Genomic DNA, 18,417 nt, shown 5'->3' on the forward strand with positions numbered 1-18,417 from the left:
GCGCTGGCCCCGAGGCCGGCTGACCGGTTCGACCCGGCCGGCTCAGGTCAGCGCGTCCACCACGGTGGTGGCCCGGCCCTCGTGCTGGGCGTACGCGTCCGGGAACGCCGAGATCTGGACGGCCTGGGCCGCCATGGAGATGCTCATGTCCGCCCAGCCGGGGATCTCCAGCAGGGCGCGGAAGAACTGCTCGGCGGCGTAGGCGGGACGCATCAGGTCGGCGACCGCGCCCCAGCCGCTGCTCGGCCGCTGCTGGAACAGCCCCACCGAGTCGTGGTCGTATCCGGTGCCCTGGTGCGGATAGTCGAGCGATTCCGGCAGTACGCCGCTGGCGAGGTTGTACAGGTCGCTCTCCTGCATCGCGGTCGCGATCGCCACGATCAGGCCGCGGCGGGGGATGCCCAGCCGTTGCCCACCTGGACGATGGTGGCCGCGTTGTCCATCTGGTCCTGGGTCAGCCCGGCCACCGGCCGGGGGCGGGCCGGCGTGGTCTTCGTCGCCTTCGGCTTGGGCTTCGCGGTCGCGCTCGCGGTGGGGGTGGGGCTGGGGCTGGGGCTGGTCGAGGGGGTCGGCACCGGCCACCGCTCGATGGACCGGGACGCGGGTTGCTGCGCGACGATCGCGGCACGGTCGGCCAGGGCCGCCGGCAGCGGGTCACGGGCCGGCGGGTGGTGCGTCGCCGAGCGTGTCTCGGCCACCACCACGGCGCTCAGTCCGCAGGTGATCGTGGCCGCCAGCGCCAGCCGGACCGGCGCGGACCGCAGCACGGCGCCGCGGCGGCGCTGGGCCGGCACCACGGCTCTGGCCGGCTCGGTGGCACCGGTGGTCGAGGGGGCATCCTCCGAACGGGTGGTCGGCGGATTGCTGGTCATGTCGGTGTCGATCTTGTCCTTGCCATGCACCCGCCGAGGCTAGGCAGGTCATCCCGCGATTGCCCTGGCCGTACGGGTGGGCTGGCCCACACTTTTGGCCATGAGTCACCGTCAAAGCCAACGAGCGCCATCAAAAGCAGCCGGACCCACCATGTCCGCCATTCCGGTAATCACCGGATGAACCTCGTGACGGGCGTCAGTTCCGGCGTGACCGGGGCCGGTCCGCCGGCAACCGTCGGCATCCCCCGAACGGTGGAGGTGCCGCTGGTCGCCAGGTCCGCATCGCCGCCGTCCGATCGTGCCGGTGACGGGGCGGCGCGAATCCCGGGAGTGCCGGCTGCCCGCGGCGGCGTGCCGATATGATCTCAGTCGGTGACCGCACCGATCGAGGCGACCGACAAACAACCGGTGGCCCGCACCCGCGCCCGCCGGCCCGGCCTGGTGCTGGCCGGTGTCGCCGTGCTGCTCGCCGCCGGCATCGTGGGACACCGGATGATCCCCAACGTCCGCGGCATCGGCAGCCTGGCCGACACCACCCTCCCGTACACGATCCTGGTCCTGCCGCTGCTCGCGCTGGCGGCGCTGCTGCGTCGCTCCCGGGTGGCGCTGGCCGCCATCGGCCTGCCGGCGCTGGCCTGGACCGTGCTGGTCGGCCTGCCCTGGCTGCCCGACGCCGGCGGCGGCCCGGTGCAGTTCCGGGTGGCCACCCAGAACCTGATGGCCGGGAACCCGGAGCCGGTCGCCACGGTCACCGCGCTGCTGGACGGCGACCCGGACCTGATCGCGCTGGAGGAGATCGGCGACGACGACCGGGCGGCGGTGCAGGACGCGCTGGGTGCCCGCTATCCGTACCGGGCCACGATCTCCACGGTGGGGCTGTGGAGCCGCTTCCCGCTCAGCCAGGACGTCGGGGTGGACACCGGGCTGGGCTGGACCCGGGCGCTGCGCGCCGTGGTGGCCGCGCCCGGCGGCGACGTGGCGGTCTACGTGGTGCACCTGGGCTCCGCCCGGGCCGGCGCCACCAGCGTGCGGGACCGCAGCGTGCGGGCGCTGGCGCAGCGGGTACGGGAGGACCCGGCGCGGCAGTTGATCGTGATGGGTGACCTGAACACGGCCACCACCGACCGGGTGATCGGCCCGCTGACCAGCCAGCTCTCCGACGCACAGGCCGAGGCCGGGCTCGGTCCCGGCTTCACCTGGCCGGCGCGGATGCCGCTGACCCGGCCCGATCAGGTGCTCTACCGCGGTCTCACGGCGGCCCAGGCCGGGGTGGTCCGCACGCCGGCCAGCGACCATCGCGCGGTCACCGCCGGCTTCCGGCACTGACCCCGGTCCGGGTCGGCTACTCGGTGACCTGCCAGGCCCGCTGCTGCGCCGCGGTGACGGTGAGCGTGTGCCGGCTCGCGTCCGTGCTGGAGAACGGCCACAGCAGGTCCGCGTGCGCGACCAGGGCGCTGAGCTGCTCCCGGGTCAGTCCGGCAGAGTCGATGCTGGCCCGCACCTCGGCCCGGTACCGGCCGTCGGCGTCCCGGCCCAGCCGCGCCTCCGCCCGGACCTGCACCGTGTGCGCCTCGTCGGTGACCTCGGCTGCCGCCTCCACCGCCGCGTGGTGCAGGCAGGACGCGAACGCCGCGGCCAGCAACTGCTCCGGTGTCAGGCCGTGGCAGTGCGGCGCCAGCGGCGAGGCGAGCGCCGTGTACAACTCGCCGTCATCGGTACGCACGTGCCCGCCCGTTGCGGTCGCCGCCGCGACATCGGGCACCCAGGAACTTGACTGCGCCATGCCGAACCCCCCAGGTAGCTGGATCGGGCTACCCGGCGGGCCGGTCGCGAAACCCGTCCGCCCCGGTGGTGGCGAGGATGACCGTCGCGACCTTCTCCGGATCGTCGTACATCGGCACGTGGCCGCAGCCGGCGAGGGCGACGTGCCGGGCGGCCGGCAGCCGCCGCCGCGCGAGCGCCGCCTGCCGGTAGGGCAGGATCCGGTCCCGGGTACCCAGGCGACCGTGACCGGGACGCGGGGGTGGCCCTGGAAGGCGTACCCGCGACCGGCCCGCGCCACCGCGCGGAACGCCCGGGCGCTGCGCAACGCCCGGGCGTCGGCCAGGGCGCACTCCAGCGGCAGCCGGGACGGCCGGGCGAAGATCATGCCGAAACAGGCGGTCCGCAGCGCGCTGCCGGTGAAGATCCGCCGCAGCACCGGCTCGGGCAGCCGGGCGGCGGCCCGGTGCAGCCCCAGTACGCCGACCGCCCAGCGCAGTTGCGTCGGGGTGCAGAAGCCGGCCGGCGAGATCGCGGTGGCCGAGGCGACCCCGCCGGCCGCGGCCAGTTCCAGCGCGATCGCCCCGCCCAGGCTGTTGCCGGCCACGTGCGGCCGGTCCAGCCCGAGCGTGGCGAAGACCTCGGCCACCTCGGCGACCACCGCGGCCATGTCCGCGGGCAGGCCGGCGGCCGGCACCGGCGACTCGCCGAAGCCGGGCAGGTCGATCGCGATCACGTCGTGCGCGGCGGCCAGCCGGTCCAGCACCGGCAGCCAGGCCCGCCAGTGGTGCCCGATGCCGTGCAGCAGCACCAGCGGCTCGCCGGCACCCCGCCGCTCGAAGACGACCTCCAGGGGCATCTCAGCCCGCCTCCGGGTCGCCGCCGGGGGCCGCGGTGTGCCGGCCGAAGGCCCGGCCCAGCGCGCGTACCTCGGCCTCCATGGCGGGTACGGAGGTCCGGGCCGAACGCCCGATGATCCGGTCGCTGACCGGGCTGACCAGCAGCGAACGGACCGCCTGGGCGACGGCGAGACCGGCCGGCACGTACACCCGGCGCTGGCGGCGCTCGATGGCCCGCACGAACGCCGCGGCGCAGACCTGCACGGAGGTGGTGCCTCCGAACGGCCAGGGCATCCGGTCCAGCGTGGCGCGGAACGCCGGCAGGTCGTCCTTGGCGTCGCGCACCAGGTCGGTGTCCACCCAGGACATGTGCGCGGTGCCGACCGAGACCCCGTGGTGGGCCAGTTCCAGCCGCAGCGCGTTGCCGAACTGCTCGGCGCCGGCCTTGGACGCGCAGTAGGCCGCCATCCCGGGCAGCGCGGCGAAGGCGGCGGCGCTGGAGACGATCAGCAGGTAGCCGCGGCTGGCGATCAGCGCCGCGGCCGTGGCGCTGGCGGTGCGGATGACCCCGATCAGGTTCACCTCGACGGTCCGGACCAGCGCCGCCACCTCGCCGGCGGCGACCGTGCCCCGGTTGGCGACGCCCGCGTTGGCCACCACCGCGTCGATCCGGCCGTACCGGTCCAGGGTGCCGCGTACCGCGGCGGCCAGCGCGGCCTGGTCGGTCACGTCGGCGCGGAACCAGGCGTGCTGCCCACCGAGTTCGCGGGCGAGGTCGGCGAGCCGGTCCGGCTCCAGGCCGACCAGCGCGAGCCGGGCGCCGCGGGCGGCGGCCAGCCGCGCGGTGTGCGCGCCGATCCCGCGGGCCGCGCCGGTGACCAGGACGACCCGTCCTGACAGTACGGAGGTCACGCCCACTTCCTTCCCTTCGCTTGCGGTGTGGCGGCGCCGGCCGGCCCGCCCGCCCCGACCGCCCCGCCCACCGGGACCGGCCGGTAGGCGTGCCGGTCGAGGCGGCGGTTGCGCAGCCAGTAGGTCCAGGTGTAGCCGGGCCAGAGCGTCGAGTTGCGGCCGGTGGCGTCGAGGTACCAACTGCGGCAGCCGCCGCTGGTCCAGACGGTGTGCCGCATCCGCCGGTCCACCGCGGCCACGAAGGCGTCCTGGGCGGCGGGGGTCGGCTCGACCGGGGCGCCGAGGCGTTCGGACAGCCGCAGCACGCCGAGCAGGTGGTCGAGCTGGGACTCGATCATGAATACCACCGAGTTGTGCCCGAGCCCGGTGTTCGGCCCGAGCAGCAGCACCAGGTTGGGGAAGCCGGTCACCGTGCTGCCCCGGTACGCCCGCATGCTGGCGCCCCACGCCTCCCGCAGGCTGCGCCCGTCCCGGCCGCGCACCAGGTCGGCGACCGGCGGCTCGGTGACCGAGAAGCCGGTGCCGAAGATGATCGTGTCCACCTCGCGCGTCGCGCCGTCCACGGTGCCGACACCCGCCGGCCGGATCTCGCCGATCGCCTCGCTGACCAGTTCGACGTTGGCCCTGGTCAGCGCCGGGTAGTAGTCGTTGGACAGCAGCACCCGCTTGCAGCCCATCGTGTAGTGCGGGGTGAGCCGCGCCCGCAGCCGCGGATCGGGCACGGCCGCGCGCAGGTGCCGGCGGGCGAGCGTCTGCGCCGCGCGCATCACGGCCGGGCGCAGGAACGCGGTGGCGGCCAGCTCCCGGCTCCAGTACACGCCGGCCCGGGCCAGCCGCCGGGTGACCGGCACCGCCCGGAACAGCCGCCGCTCCCAGTCCCGGATGGCGCGGTCGGCCCGTGGCAACACCCACGGCGGGGTGCGCTGGAACACGTACAGCCGGTCCACCCGCGGGGCGATCCGCGGGATGAACTGGATCGCCGAGGCGCCGGTGCCCACGACGGCCACCCGGCGGCCGGTCAGGTCGAGGTCGTGCCGCCAGCGGGCCGAGTGGAAGACCTCGCCGGCGAAGCCGGCCAGCCCGGGCAGGTCGGGCAGCGCCGGCTCGGAGAGCGGCCCGCCGGCCAGCACCAGGAACTCGGCCCGGTACGGCCCGCCCGAGGTGTCGACCAGCCAGCGTCCGGTCTGCCCGTCCCAGCGTGCCCCGGTGACCTCGTGTCCCAACCGCAGGTGCGTGCGCAGGTCGAACCGGTCCACGCAGTCGCGCAGGTACGCCCAGATCTCCGGCTGCGCCGAGAAGCTGCGCGACCAGTCGGGGTTGGGGGCGAAGGAGAGCGAGTACATGTGCGACGGGACGTCGCAGGCGCAGCCCGGGTAGGTGTTGTCCCGCCAGGTGCCGCCGACCTCGGTGCCGCGGTCGAAGACGAGGAAGTCGCGGTACCCGCGCTGGCGGAGCCGGATCGCGGTGCCGATCCCGCCGAAGCCGGCGCCCAGCACGGCGATCCGGACGCTGGTGCGCTGCGGGCTGGCCATCCGGGCGGCTCCTCGGCTGCGAGACGTCGGCGGTTCGGTTTCGGCGGTTCGGTGCCGGCGGTTCGGTGCCGGCGGGGGCCACCCGGCCCGGACCGGGTCCGGTGCCCCGCGGCACCTTCGGACATCGAAAAGTTACCACCGGGTAAGGACGGGTGGAAGGCGAACGCCGCGCCCATCGAACGGGGGATTTTCCGGCAAAGGCGATAACTGTGGACCCTTCCGTTCATGTGTGGGCCGCACAGCTGGTACACAGGCGGGGCCGGGGTCGCGCACAGCGGGGCTCGGCACGCTGGGAGGCATGGTCATGAACGGGCGAGTCGCCACCGGGCACCTGGAGCTGCGTCGCCCGGACGGGGAGCCGGTCCGGGTGCTGGTGGTGGACGACGAGGCGACGCTGACCGACCTGCTGTCGATGGCGCTGCGGTACGAGGGCTGGGAGGTGCGCAGCGCCGGCACCGGCAGCGCCGCGGTCCGGCTGGCCCGGCAGTTCCAGCCGGACGCGGTGGTGCTGGACGTGATGCTGCCCGACTTCGACGGGCTGGAGGTGCTCAAGCGGCTGCGCGCGCACGACCCGGCCATCCCGGTGCTGTTCCTCACCGCCCGGGACGCGGTGGAGGAGCGGATCGCCGGGCTCACGGCCGGCGGCGACGACTACGTGACCAAGCCGTTCAGCCTGGAGGAGGTCATTGCCCGGCTGCGCGGGCTGATGCGCCGGGCCGGATCCGCGGTGACCGCCCGGGAGGAGGCGGTGCTCTCGGTCGGGGACCTGACCCTGGACGAGGACAGCCACGAGGTACGCCGTGACGGGCAGCTCATCGCGCTCACCGCCACCGAGTTCGAACTGCTGCGCTACCTGATGCGCAACCCGCGCCGGGTGCTGAGCAAGGCACAGATCCTCGACCGGGTGTGGAACTACGACTTCGGCGGCCAGGCCAACGTGGTCGAGCTGTACATCTCGTACCTGCGCAAGAAGATCGACGCCGGTCGGAGCCCGATGATCCACACGCTGCGCGGGGCGGGATATGTCCTCAAGCCCGCCGAGTGACGACCCCGGCGCGGACCGCCCGGACCGCCCGGACCGCCCGGACCGGTTGGGCCGGTTGGGCCGGTTGGGCCGGACGGTCCGTCCGCGCCGGGCCCTCCGGCCGGGCCGGTGGTTCGCCGCCGCCCGGTCCTGGTGGGCCGGGCACACCCTGAACTACCGGCTGCTGGTGGCCGTGCTCACCCTGCTGGCGGCGGTCTGCGTGGCCATCGGGGCGGTCACCACCGTCGCGCTGCACAACATCCTGGTCTACCAACTGGACCGGCAGCTCACCGCCACGGCCAACCGGGGCGAGGGGCCGCGCGGCCGGTGGCAGCCGCCGTACGAGCAGCCGCCGCCCTCGGACGACCCGCAGTTCAGCGGGGAGGACTTCCCGTTCCCGCCCGGCGTACCGGTCGGCACCGTCATCAGCCGGTGGAGCGACGGCCGGATGGTCTTCGCGCTGATCTACGAGGAGCAGGGCACCGCCCGGCGGCTGGCCGCGGCGGAGGCGGCGCCGCTTTCCGGGGTGCCCCGCAACGGCGAGGCGCACACGCACACCCTGGGCGACCTCGGCGACTACCGGCTGGTCAGCGAGACGATGCCGAACGGCGACCAGATGATCACCGGGCTGCCGCTGGCGGACGTCCAGCAGACCCTGTGGTGGATGGTCGCAGCCGAGGCGGCGGTCGCCGGGGCCGGACTGATCGCGGCCGGCACCGCCGGCACGTTCATCGTGCGCGGCGCGCTGCGGCCGCTGCGGCGGGTGGCCGCCACCGCCGGCCGGGTCGCCGAACTGCCGCTGCACCGCGGCGAGGTGGCGCTCTTCGAGCGGGTGCCCGACGCCGACACCGACCCGCGGACCGAGGTGGGCCAGGTGGGCTCCGCGCTCAACCGGATGCTGGGTCACGTCGGCGCCGCGCTCGCCGCCCGGCACGCCAGCGAGACCCGGGTACGGCAGTTCGTGGCCGACGCGAGCCACGAACTGCGTACGCCGCTGGCGGCCATCCGCGGGTACGCCGAGCTGACCCGGCGTTCCCGCGAGGAGGTCCCGCCGGACCTGGCGCACGCGCTGGGCCGGGTCGAGTCGGAGACCACCCGGATGACCCGGCTGGTCGACGACCTGCTGCTGCTGGCCCGGCTGGACTCGGGCCGGCCGCTGGCCACCGAGCCGGTCGACCTGTCCGCGCTGGTGGTCGACGTGGTGGGGGACGCCCACGCGGCCGGGCCGGCGCACACCTGGCGGCTGGACCTGCCGCCGGACGCGGTCCGGGTGTGCGGCGACGACAGCCGGCTGCATCAGGCCGTGGCGAACCTGCTGGCCAACGCGCGCACGCACACGCCGCCGGGCACCGTGGTCACCACCGGGCTGACCGAGGTCGACGGGATGGCCGAACTCACCGTCACCGACGACGGGCCGGGCATCCCCGCCGAGCTGCTGCCGGAGATCTTCGAACGGTTCGCCCGGGGGGACAGCTCCCGGTCCCGGGCCGCCGGCAGCACCGGGCTCGGCCTGGCGATCGTGGCCGCCGTGGTCGAGGCGCACGGCGGCACGGTGACGGTGCACAGCCGACCCGGGCGGACCGCGTTCACCGTCCGGCTGCCGCTGCTCACAGCCGCCGCATAGCCTGTGCATGGCAGCGCGCCAGCCGGGTCGTCGAGGCTTGCGGGTATGAACGTGGAGAGCACTTCGGACACCGGCGCGGACGCGTACCGCCGAACGGGGGCGGCCGAGGCCGCCGCGGAGGCCGAGCCCGCGGAGGCGGCCGGGTCGTCCGCCCGGTGGGTACGCCCCGCGCTCGCCGCCCTGCTGCTGGGCACCGCGCTGCTCTACCTGTGGGGGCTGTCCGCCTCCGGCTGGGCGAACTCGTTCTACTCCGCCGCGGCGCAGGCCGGCTCGGCGAGCTGGAAGGCGCTGTTCTTCGGTTCCTCGGACGCCGGCAACTCGATCACCGTGGACAAGACCCCCGCCTCACTCTGGCTGATGGGCCTGTCGGTGCGGGTCTTCGGGCTGAACCCGTGGGCGATCCTGGTCCCGCAGGCGCTGGCCGGGGTGGCCTCGGTGGGTCTGCTCTTCGCCACCGTGCGCCGCTGGTACGGCCCGCGGCCGGACTGATCGCCGGCGCCGTGCTGGCGGCCACGCCGGTGGCCACCCTGATGTTCCGGTTCAACAACCCGGACGCGCTGCTGATCCTGCTGCTGGTCGCCGGGGCGTACGCGACGGTCCGCGCGGTGGAGACGGCCAGCGCCCGCTGGCTGGCCCTGGCCGGCGCGCTGGTCGGGTTCGGCTACCTGACCAAGATGTTGCAGGCGTTCCTGGTGGTGCCCGCGTTCGCCGCGGCGTACCTGCTCGCGGCGCCCACCGGGACGCTGCGGCGGATCCGGCACCTGCTGCTGGCCGGGCTGGCCATGGTGGCCGCCGCCGGCTGGTGGGTGGCCATCGTGGAGCTGATGCCGGCCGGCGCCCGCCCGTACATCGGCGGCTCGCAGCGCAACAGCATCCTGGAACTCACCTTCGGCTACAACGGACTCGGCCGGATCACCGGCGACGAGGAGGGCAGCGTCGGCCGGTCGATGGGCGGGCAGCTCTACGCCGGGATGTTCGGTGGCGGCGGCCCCGGCGGCGGCGGTCGGGGCGGGCCGGCCTCCGGCGAGGTCGGCTGGTTCCGGCTGTTCGGTTCCGAGCTGGGCGGACAGGCCGGCTGGCTGCTGCCGGCCGCGCTGTTGCTGCTGGTGGCCGGCCTGGTGCTGATCGGCCGGGCGCGCCGTACCGACCGGGCGCGGGCCGGGCTGGTGCTCTGGGGCGGCTGGCTGGTGGTCACCGGGATCACGTTCAGCTTCATGCGCGGCATCTTCCACGCCTACTACACGGTGGCCCTGGCTCCCGCCATCGGGGCGCTGGTCGGCGCCGGGGCGGTGCTGCTGTGGCGGCGCCGCCGCGAGCTGCCGGTCGCCGTGGCGCTGGCGGTGACGCTCGCCGTCACGGCCGTCTGGTCGTACGCGTTGCTGCTGCGCAGCGCCGGCTGGCAGCCCTGGCTGCGCCCCACGGTGCTGGTGGCCGGCCTGGTCGCGGCCGCCGCGCTCGTCGTGCTGACCCGGCTGCCCCGGTGGGCGTCGGTCGCCGTGGTCACGGTGGGCGTCGCCGCCGCGTTCGCCGGACCGCTCGGGTACGCGCTGGACACCGCGGCACAGGCGCACACGGGTTCCATCCCGTCGGCCGGTCCCAGCGTGCAGGGCGGCTTCGGTCCGGGTGGCGGGTTCCGGGGGGCCGGGTTCCGCGGCGGCCGGTCCGCCGAGGGCGGCTTCCCGGGCGACGGCCGCCGTGGTGGTGGTCAGGGACCGGGCGGCGGTCAACTGCCCGGTGGTGGCCAGGGCCCGGCCGGTCAGGCGCCGGGCAGCGCTCAGGCGTCGGGCGGAGGCCAAGGTCCCGGCGGAGGTCAAGGTCCCGGCGGCGGTCAGAGCACCGGCGGCGGCAACCGGGGCGGAATGGGCGGCCTGCTGGATGCCCGTACCCCGAGCGCGCAACTGCGGGCGCTGCTGTCCGAGAACGCCGACGGCTACACCTGGGTGGCGGCCACGGTCGGCTCGAACAACGCGGCCGGGTTCCAACTGGCGACCGGGCTGCCGGTGATGCCGGTCGGCGGCTTCAACGGCAGCGACCCGTCGCCGACGCTGGCCCAGTTCCAGGAGTACGTCCGGGCCGGGAAGATCCACTACTTCCTCGGCGGTGAGGGTTTCCGGGCCAACGGCGGCAGCCGGGCGTCCCAGGAGATCGCCGGCTGGGTGGCGGAGAACTACACCGCCACGACTGTCGACGGCGAGACGCTCTACGACCTGACCGCCGGCCCGACCGGCTGAGCACCTCCCTCGCGCCGCCCTGCCGACCCCACCGGAGGAGGACTATCGGGATCCCGACCGGGTCCGCGCCCGATGTCGCTTTTGACCTACCGTTCGGGGTGACCCGTACCGTCACCTCTGGCCTCGGGGTGGACATGCTGAATCGCGACGCGCCACTCCCGACCGATTCCGCCGCCGGGCCCGATCGCGCGCCGGTGGAGCTTCCCCACCTGAGCGATGCCGCGGCGTTGCGGCGCTGGCTCACCGATGCCGGAGTCGAGGTGGCAGCCGTACCCGGCCTGCCGAGTTGGAACGGTTCGTCCGGCGTGGGGGAGGGGCCGCGGCATCGGCGGCTGCCGGCGGACTTCGACGGCCGGGTGGAGGACGTGCTGGGGCGCGCCTTCCAGCAGGCGGTCCGGACGCCGTTCGGGGCCGCTGTGTTGTGCTGCTACGTCTGGCACCTCTGTCTGGAGGCGTGGAAGTGCAGCTACCACTTCGACCGGATGTGGGCGACGCTGCGCGGCGCGCAGCGCTGCTGGGCGGCGCAACGCTGCGGCGTCACGGACGACGCCCACCTCCGCGCGGCCGACGCCACCGCGCTGCTGCTCGACGTTCTCGACTGGGAGATCGCCATCGAGAACGAGATGGACGGCAACGACCTGGAGCGGCTGGAGCGGGTCGCCGCGCGGGCGGCCGCGAGCGCGGCCAGGGCGGTCGAGGCCGCGCGGGCGGTCCGTCACCCGGGCGACGCGATCGCCGAGTTCGTCGGTCGGGAGGCCGCGGGATCCCAGCGGTGCGACGCGGTCCTGAGCCGGACCGGCGCGGCCCTGTCAGCGTTCTTCGCCGGTCACGCCGACGCCCGCGGATCGCTGGCCGCGGCGCTCGGCGGTCTTCGCGAAGCGGAGCGCGCCGCCGGTTGCGACCGCGACCAGCGCAGCGAGCTGCGTGCCTACCGCAAGAGCGTGGAACGGCTCGTCGCCGTCGGGGACAATCCGGCCTGGCTGCACATCGACGAGGGCTCGGTCGTGCACCTGTATCCGTTCGCGGTCCGCGGCATGAGTCCGGGGCAGGTCGTGGCCGCCGCGCGGACCGGCGGTACGGGCTGGCGGCTGGACGGGGTCCGACCCCGCGCGGTACGCGAGTCGATGGAACTCGACGACGTCTGGAACGGCTCCGACGCGCTCGGGCGACGCTACGACGGCACGGTCGTCACGTTGCCCGACGTCGTCCTGGCGGACCTGGACGGCCGGACCCGCGGGCGACTGGCGGCGGAGGTCCGGCTTTCCGAGCTGGGCAACCACCACCTGCGGCTGACCATGCAGCTGCACGACCGCACCGCGCACGACCTGTACACCGCCATGCTCCTGTCGAGGCCGGAGCAGTCCGAGGGGCAGGTGCGGTGCGGCGGCGGAAGCCGGATCTGGCCACGGTTGTCCGCGCTGGCGGTGGACATCGCGGAGGCGGTCGGTCACCAACTGGGGGCGCCGGCCGCGGTCAGCGTCCGGCCCGGGATGTTCCACGTGATGATCACCGTCCTGCAGGCGTCGACCGGGCCCCTACCGCGGACCCCGGAGGCGGAACGACAGCCGGTGGAGTCGGTGGCGCAGTTGGGCGGTGTCACCGGTGGGCAACTGCTGCTGCAAGCGGTGCCGCACATCGTCGGTGCGCCGGCCGAGTGGATCCACCACGAATTCCACGGCGAGGCCGTGCTCGCCGTCGGCGGTCGTCCGGACGAGGCGCTCGCCCGCACCTGCAACACCACGCTGGTCGCCGCGCTTGGATCACCCGCCTACTGGATCACCAACCGCCTCCAGGCCGGCGAGTTCGTGGCGTCCCTGGACGGGCTGTTCGCAGGCTGGTTCGACCAGTTGGCCATCTTCCTGGCCACCGTGAACCGGTACGCCGACGAGAAGCTGGACGAGCAGGACCTCACCGAGCTGGTGCGCCAGGTGGAACAGCTCGGGCGGGAGCGGACCGGGCTGCACAGGTTCGCCGCGGACGCCCGCGCCACACTGGATCTGATCCGGTCGCCGGCGCTGGTGGCCTCCCCGCTTGTCGCGTTGGAGCTGCGGGCGATGCTCGCCGCGTCGGGCTTCGAGCAGCGGGAAGCGGAGCTGGCCCGCAACATCGAGTCGGTGCTGGACGACCGGCTCGGTCAGCGGCTGGAGACGCTCGTGCGGCGACGCCGCGAGCGCGAGGCGGAACTCGTACGGGAACACGAGCGGCGCCAGCGGGTCCGGCTCGACACCATGCTGGCCATCATCGCCGCCGTGGGCGTCTCCGGGCTGGGTCAGATCCTGCAGGCCGGCTACGACCTGCGTGCCACGGCGGCGCTGGCAACCGTTCTCCTGATCGTCCTGATCATGCTGGTCGTCGGCGCCGCGGTCTGGTACGCGAGCAGGTCGGGTCAGCGGGTCCGGCGGACCCACCGCTCCGCCCGCCGGGCGAGGGGCGGCCGGGGGCAGTGGGCCGGGCGGTCTGCCAGACTCGGGTGATGTACGGCGAACGTCCGGCCGGGGCCGGTCTTGCCGGCGCGGTCCTGTGGACCAGCGTCCGGGACCGGCCGGGCCAGCCCGGGCGGGTGCTGCCGGACGGCTGCATGGATCTCATCTGGTCGTCCACCGGCGGGCTGCTGGTGGCCGGCCCGGACACCACCGCCGAACTCGTCGACGGTCCGGCGGGGGAGTGGCACGTCGGACTGCGGTTCGCCCCCGGTACCGGGCCGGCGGTCTTCGGCGTACCGGCCGAGGAACTGCGCGACCAGCGGGTGCCGCTCGCGGCGCTCTGGTCCGCGGCCCCGGTCCGCGACCTCGCCGACCGGGTGGCCGCCGCCGCCGGGCCGGGGACGCCGGCCGTGCCGGCGGTGGCCGGTCCGACCGCCCCGACCGCCCCGACCGATCCGACCGGCCCGACCGGTCCGGCGCCGGCGGCCGGCGGCACGGCCGGGCCGGCGGACTCGTGCGCGGCTGGCCCCGGCGCCGTGGGCGCGCTGCTGGTCGAGGTGGCGGTGGGCCGGCTGCGGGCGGCCGGCGGACCGGATCCGGTGGCCGCGCTCGTCGCCCGGCGGATGGCCGCCGGCGATCCGGTGCCGGCGGTCGCCGCCGAGTTGGGCCTCGGCGAGCGCCAACTGCACCGGCGCAGCCGGCACCTGTTCGGGTACGGCCCCAAGACGCTCGCGCGGATCCTGCGGCTGCGCCGCGCCCTGGCGCTGGCGTACGCCGGGATGCCGGCCGCCGAGGTGGCGGCCCGGGCGGGGTACGCCGACCAGCCGCACCTGTCCCGGGAGGTGCGCTCGCTGGCCGGCGTACCGCTGGGCGCCCTGACCGGCGGGACCACCCGGCGGCCGACCGGGCGGTGACCCGGGCGGCGGTCCGGGCCGTGATCCGGGCGGTGACCCACACGGCGGTCCGGGCCGTGACCCGCGCGGTGACCCGCGCCGGTCCGGGCGGCGACCCGCGGCTACCGCCGGGCGAACAGGTCGACGGCGTTGCCGTCCGGGTCGAGCAGGACCGCGTACCGCTGGCCCCAGACCGCGTCGAACGGCGCCAGGTGGCCGGTCGCGCCGGCGGCCAGCATCTCGGCGTGGACGGCGTCCACCTGGGCCGGCTCGCCGCAGTCGAAGGCCAGGGCGATCCGGGCGCCGCCGCGCGGCGGCGCCCAGTCGGGGTCGAAGGAGCGGATGGTCTCGGTGGTGTCCCAGGCCAATCGCAGTCCGCCGGGCAGTGTCACCTCGACGTGCGGGGCGGCGTCGGCGTCGGAAGGGATGTCCAGGCCGAGCCGGCGGTAGAAGGCGAGCGAGCCGGGCAGGTCGGCAGTGACCAGCCCGATCAGGTCGAATCGCGGTGTCATGGGCCGACCGTAGGCCCGGTGGCGGCGGGATGTCTTGACGAAAACGGACATCTGCCTGGTCATCGCTAGCAACATCAGCCCGTCCCGGCAACCGGGAAATCAGGTGACGCATCCCTCACCCCGGCCCCATGCAAGCGCTGCGCCGCCAGCTCCTATTACGGTTGAAAGACGAGGCAATTTCAAAGACGATCTGCCGGCACTTGCGAGGGACCACATGACGGATGTCAAGCTCGACCACACCGGCGGGCAGCTGTCGATGCCGGTGCAGGCGGCCGCCCTGGGGCCGTCCGGCATCGGGGTCGGCAGCCTGCTGAAGGAGACCGGGTACACCACCTACGATCCCGGCTTCGTCAACACCGCCGCCTGCTCCTCGGCGATCACCTACATCGACGGAGACGCCGGCATCCTGCGGTACCGCGGCTACCCCATCGAACAGTTGGCCGAAAAGTCCTCCTTCCTGGAGGTTTCCTACCTGCTGGTCTACGGCGAACTGCCCACCGCCGGGCAGCTCGGCGAGTTCAGCGAATGGATCCGCCGGCACTCCCTGCTGCACGAGGAGATGCGCCGGTTCTTCGACGGCTTTCCCCGGGACGCGCACCCGATGGCGGTGCTCTCCTCGGCGGTCAGCGCCATCTCCACCTTCTACCAGGACAGCCTGGACCCGTTCGACCCGGAGCACGTGGAGATCTCCACCGTCCGGCTGATGGCCAAGGTGCCGACGATCGCGTCGTACGCCTACAAGAAGTCCATCGGTCAGGCGATGCTGTATCCGGACAATTCCCTCGGCTATGTGGAGAACTTCCTCCGGATGACCTTCGGGGTGCCGGCCGAGTCATACGAGGTGGACCCGGTGGTGGCCCGGGTCCTGGACATGCTCTTCGTGCTGCACGCCGACCACGAGCAGAACTGCTCGACCTCCACGGTCCGGCTGGTCGGCTCCAGCCAGGCCAACCTGTTCGCCTCGGTCTCGGCCGGGGTGAACGCGCTGTTCGGCCCGCTGCACGGCGGTGCCAACCAGGCCGTGCTGGAGATGCTGGAGGGGATCCACGCCGAGGGCGGGGACGTGCGGGACTTCGTCCGCCGGGTCAAGGACAAGGACCACGGGGTCAAGCTGATGGGCTTCGGCCACCGGGTCTACAAGAACTACGACCCGCGGGCCGCCATCGTGAAGAAGGCCGCGCAGGACGTGCTGGCCCGGATGGACAAGCCGGATCCGCTGCTGGACCTGGCGATGCAGTTGGAGGAGATCGCGCTCGCCGACGACTTCTTCGTCTCCCGCAAGCTCTACCCGAACGTGGACTTCTACACCGGGCTGATCTACAAGGCCATGGGCTTCCCGACCAAGATGTTCACCGTGCTGTTCGCGCTCGGCCGGCTGCCGGGCTGGATCGCCCAGTGGCGCGAGATGATCAGCGATCCGGAGACGAAGATCGGCCGGCCGCGCCAGCTCTACACCGGGGTGACCGAGCGCGACTACGTCCCGCTCGACAAGCGCTGACAGATCAAGCGCCGACCACCCGCGTCCACCGAAGGGCACGCCGCCACCCGCGGCGTGCCCTTCGCCGTGCGCGCCGCTGCTGACACCATGGTTGGTGGAACCCGCGCCGGGGCAATAGCCGCGTACGGGCGGGACCGCGACAGCCGCGTACGCGGAGGAAGCCAGCACAAGGAGCGACATGCAGGTCTGGCCGGGTGAGCCATACCCGTTGGGTGCCACCTACGACGGTACGGGGACGAACTTCGCGATCTACTCCGAGGCCGCCGAGGTCGTCGAGCTGTGCCTGTTCGACGAGTGGGGGCTGGGTACCGAGCGGCGGGTCCGGCTGCACGAGGTCGACGCGTACGTCTGGCACGCCTACATCCCGGGCATCGAGCCCGGGCAGCGGTACGGCTACCGGATGCACGGCCCGTACGACCCCGGCAACGGGCTGCGGTGCAACCCCAACAAGCTGCTGATCGACCCGTACGCGAAGGCCATCGACGGCGACGTGGAGTGGGATCCGGCCGTCTACGGCTACGAGTTCGACGACCCGGACCGGATGTCGGAGAGCGACTCGGCGCCGTTCGTCCCCAAGGGGGTGGTGGTCAACCCGTACTTCGACTGGGGCAACGACAAGCCGCCGCGGACCCCGTACCACCACTCGGTGATCTACGAGGGGCACGTGCGCGGCCTGACCCGCCGGCATCCGGAGGTCCCCGAGGAACTGCGCGGCACGTACGCCGGGATCGCCCACCCGGCCATGATCGAACACCTGACCCGGCTGGGGATCACCGCGCTGGAACTGATGCCGGTGCACCAGTTCGTGCACGATCACCGGCTGGCCGACCTGGGCCTGCGCAACTACTGGGGCTACAACACCATCGGGTTCTTCGCCCCGTACCACGGCTACTGCTCCACCGGCCGGCTCGGCCAGCAGGCGCAGGAGTTCCGCGGCATGGTCAAGGCGCTGCACGCCGCGGGCATCGAGGTGATCCTCGACGTGGTCTACAACCACACGGCCGAGGGCAACCACCTCGGGCCGACGCTCAGCTTCCGGGGCATCGACAACCCCAGCTACTACCGGCTGTCCGAGCCGGACCGGAGCTACTACGTCGACTACACCGGCACCGGCAACAGCCTGAACGTGCGCAGCCCGCACTCGCTGCAACTGATCATGGACTCGTTGCGCTACTGGGTGCAGGAGATGCACGTGGACGGGTTCCGGTTCGACCTGGCGGCCACCCTGGCCCGGGAGTTCTACGAGGTGGACCGGCTGTCCACGTTCTTCGAGGTGGTGCAGCAGGACCCGGTCGTGAGCCGGGTGAAGCTGATCGCCGAGCCGTGGGACGTCGGCCCCGGCGGCTACCAGGTGGGCAACTTTCCCGCGGTGTGGACCGAGTGGAACGGCAAGTACCGGGACACCGTCCGGGACTTCTGGCGGGGCGAGCCGAACACCCTGGCCGAGTTCGCCTCCCGGATCTCCGGCTCGGCCGACCTGTACCAGGACGACGGGCGGCGCCCGTTCCACAGCATCAACTTCGTCACCGCGCACGACGGGTTCACCCTCAACGACCTCGTCTCGTACAACGACAAGCACAACGAGGCCAACGGCGAGGAGAACCGGGACGGGGAGAACCACAACCGGTCCTGGAACTGCGGGGTGGAGGGTCCCACCGACGACCCGGGCGTGCTGGAGCTGCGGGCCCGGCAGCGGCGCAACTTCCTGGCCACCCTGATGCTCTCCCAGGGCGTACCGATGATCGGCCACGGCGACGAACTGGGCCGCACCCAGCGCGGCAACAACAACGCGTACTGCCAGGACAGCGAGCTGTCCTGGATCGACTGGGAGTCCGCCGACGAGCACCTGCTGGAGTTCGTCCGGACGCTGACCGCGTTCCGCAGCCGGCACCAGGTGTTCCGCCGCCGCCGGTTCTTCACCGGGCTGCCGGTCACCACCCGCACCGCCGGCGGGCCGCTGCCCGACCTGGTCTGGTTCACCCCCGGCGGCCGGGAGATGACGGCGCAGGACTGGGGCAACGACTTCGGCCGCGCGGTGATGCTGTTCGTGAACGGCGAGGGGATCAACGAGCGGGGCCAGTGGGGCCAGCGGCACTGGGACGACTCGTTCCTGCTGTGCTTCAACGCCCACGACGCCCCGCTGGAGTTCGTCGTCCCCGGCGGCGACTACGGGCAGAAGTGGCACCGGGTGATCAGCACCGCCGAGCCCGGCCCGGACGACCGGGTCGCCGTGGAGGCGTCCGGCACCCTCACCGTGGGGGACCGCTCGCTGGTGGTGCTGGAGAGGACGGTCTGA

Annotated in this window: 11 protein-coding genes and 3 pseudogenes; 8 read left to right on the forward strand and 6 right to left on the reverse strand. The window is 73.7% G+C overall.

Annotated elements, in window-relative coordinates:
• Positions 1–42: 42 nt before the first annotated feature.
• Positions 43–902 (reverse strand): annotated as a pseudogene (locus CIK06_RS13590) (hypothetical protein).
• A gap of 342 nt (positions 903–1,244) precedes the next feature.
• Between CIK06_RS13590 and CIK06_RS13595 the strand changes: the two are divergent.
• Complete coding sequence (locus tag CIK06_RS13595; RefSeq protein ID WP_232534197.1) at positions 1,245–2,198, forward strand: endonuclease/exonuclease/phosphatase family protein; 954 nt, start codon at positions 1,245–1,247, stop codon at positions 2,196–2,198.
• Between the two features lie 16 nt (positions 2,199–2,214).
• Here the strand turns inward: CIK06_RS13595 and CIK06_RS13600 are convergent, their stop codons facing one another.
• The 4 genes and pseudogenes from CIK06_RS13600 to CIK06_RS13615 form a co-directional block, all read right to left on the reverse strand.
• Complete coding sequence (locus CIK06_RS13600) at positions 2,215–2,655, reverse strand: OsmC family protein (RefSeq protein WP_095565148.1); 441 nt, start codon at positions 2,653–2,655, stop codon at positions 2,215–2,217.
• Positions 2,656–2,976: 321 nt separating this feature from the next.
• Positions 2,977–3,492, reverse strand: a pseudogene (locus tag CIK06_RS30990) (alpha/beta fold hydrolase); the annotation flags it as partial.
• Between the two features lies 1 nt (position 3,493).
• A complete protein-coding gene (locus tag CIK06_RS13610; protein ID WP_095567797.1) occupies positions 3,494–4,384 on the reverse strand; it encodes an SDR family oxidoreductase in 891 nt (296 codons plus the stop codon).
• Entirely contained in the window at positions 4,381–5,916 is a 1,536-nt protein-coding gene (locus tag CIK06_RS13615) for an NAD(P)/FAD-dependent oxidoreductase (RefSeq protein WP_095565149.1), read from the reverse strand. The genes CIK06_RS13610 and CIK06_RS13615 overlap by 4 nt, the downstream gene beginning before the upstream one ends.
• Before the next feature lie 298 nt (positions 5,917–6,214).
• Here CIK06_RS13615 and CIK06_RS13620 point away from each other — a divergent pair, with 298 nt between their 5' ends.
• From CIK06_RS13620 to CIK06_RS13640, 5 genes and pseudogenes are all read left to right on the forward strand, one after another.
• Positions 6,215–6,961 carry a response regulator transcription factor gene (locus CIK06_RS13620; protein ID WP_369916144.1) on the forward strand — a complete coding sequence of 249 codons (747 nt, stop codon included), beginning with the start codon at positions 6,215–6,217 and terminating at the stop codon, positions 6,959–6,961.
• Complete coding sequence (locus tag CIK06_RS13625) at positions 6,939–8,564, forward strand: cell wall metabolism sensor histidine kinase WalK (protein WP_095565150.1); 1,626 nt, start codon at positions 6,939–6,941, stop codon at positions 8,562–8,564. Before CIK06_RS13620 ends, CIK06_RS13625 begins: the two co-directional genes overlap by 23 nt.
• 45 nt (positions 8,565–8,609) lie before the next feature.
• Positions 8,610–10,795, forward strand: a pseudogene (locus CIK06_RS31870) (ArnT family glycosyltransferase).
• Between the two features lie 194 nt (positions 10,796–10,989).
• Positions 10,990–13,269, forward strand: coding sequence for a hypothetical protein (locus tag CIK06_RS13635; protein ID WP_157756748.1), 2,280 nt, complete (start codon positions 10,990–10,992; stop codon positions 13,267–13,269).
• Positions 13,269–14,132 carry a helix-turn-helix domain-containing protein gene (locus tag CIK06_RS13640; protein WP_095567799.1) on the forward strand — a complete coding sequence of 288 codons (864 nt, stop codon included), beginning with the start codon at positions 13,269–13,271 and terminating at the stop codon, positions 14,130–14,132. Before CIK06_RS13635 ends, CIK06_RS13640 begins: the two co-directional genes overlap by 1 nt.
• 101 nt (positions 14,133–14,233) lie before the next feature.
• On the opposite strand, the gene CIK06_RS13645 is transcribed toward CIK06_RS13640, so the two are convergent.
• Positions 14,234–14,623, reverse strand: a complete 390-nt coding sequence (locus CIK06_RS13645; protein WP_095565152.1) for a VOC family protein — start codon at positions 14,621–14,623, stop codon at positions 14,234–14,236.
• A 214-nt stretch (positions 14,624–14,837) separates the two neighbouring features.
• On the opposite strand from CIK06_RS13645, the gene CIK06_RS13650 reads away from it, so the two are divergent.
• Positions 14,838–16,121, forward strand: coding sequence for a citrate synthase (locus CIK06_RS13650; protein WP_095565153.1), 1,284 nt, complete (start codon positions 14,838–14,840; stop codon positions 16,119–16,121).
• Positions 16,122–16,299: 178 nt separating this feature from the next.
• Positions 16,300–18,417, forward strand: a complete 2,118-nt coding sequence (gene glgX / locus CIK06_RS13655; protein WP_095565154.1) for a glycogen debranching protein GlgX — start codon at positions 16,300–16,302, stop codon at positions 18,415–18,417.

The organism is Plantactinospora sp. KBS50 (assembly GCF_002285795.1).
Lineage (GTDB): Bacteria > Actinomycetota > Actinomycetes > Mycobacteriales > Micromonosporaceae > KBS50.

Excerpts from the sequence above, each read along its gene's own strand:
- CIK06_RS13600 (WP_095565148.1), bottom strand. The coding sequence starts at position 2,655 with ATGGCGCAGTCAAGTTCCTGGGTGCCCGATGTCGCGGCGGCGACCGCA.
- CIK06_RS13650 (WP_095565153.1), top strand. The coding sequence starts at position 14,838 with ATGACGGATGTCAAGCTCGACCACACCGGCGGGCAGCTGTCGATGCCG.
- glgX (WP_095565154.1), top strand. The coding sequence starts at position 16,300 with ATGCAGGTCTGGCCGGGTGAGCCATACCCGTTGGGTGCCACCTACGAC.
- CIK06_RS13615 (WP_095565149.1), bottom strand. The coding sequence starts at position 5,916 with ATGGCCAGCCCGCAGCGCACCAGCGTCCGGATCGCCGTGCTGGGCGCC.
- CIK06_RS13645 (WP_095565152.1), bottom strand. The coding sequence starts at position 14,623 with ATGACACCGCGATTCGACCTGATCGGGCTGGTCACTGCCGACCTGCCC.
- CIK06_RS13625 (WP_095565150.1), top strand. The coding sequence starts at position 6,939 with ATGTCCTCAAGCCCGCCGAGTGACGACCCCGGCGCGGACCGCCCGGAC.
- CIK06_RS13620 (WP_369916144.1), top strand. The coding sequence starts at position 6,215 with ATGGTCATGAACGGGCGAGTCGCCACCGGGCACCTGGAGCTGCGTCGC.
- CIK06_RS13640 (WP_095567799.1), top strand. The coding sequence starts at position 13,269 with ATGTACGGCGAACGTCCGGCCGGGGCCGGTCTTGCCGGCGCGGTCCTG.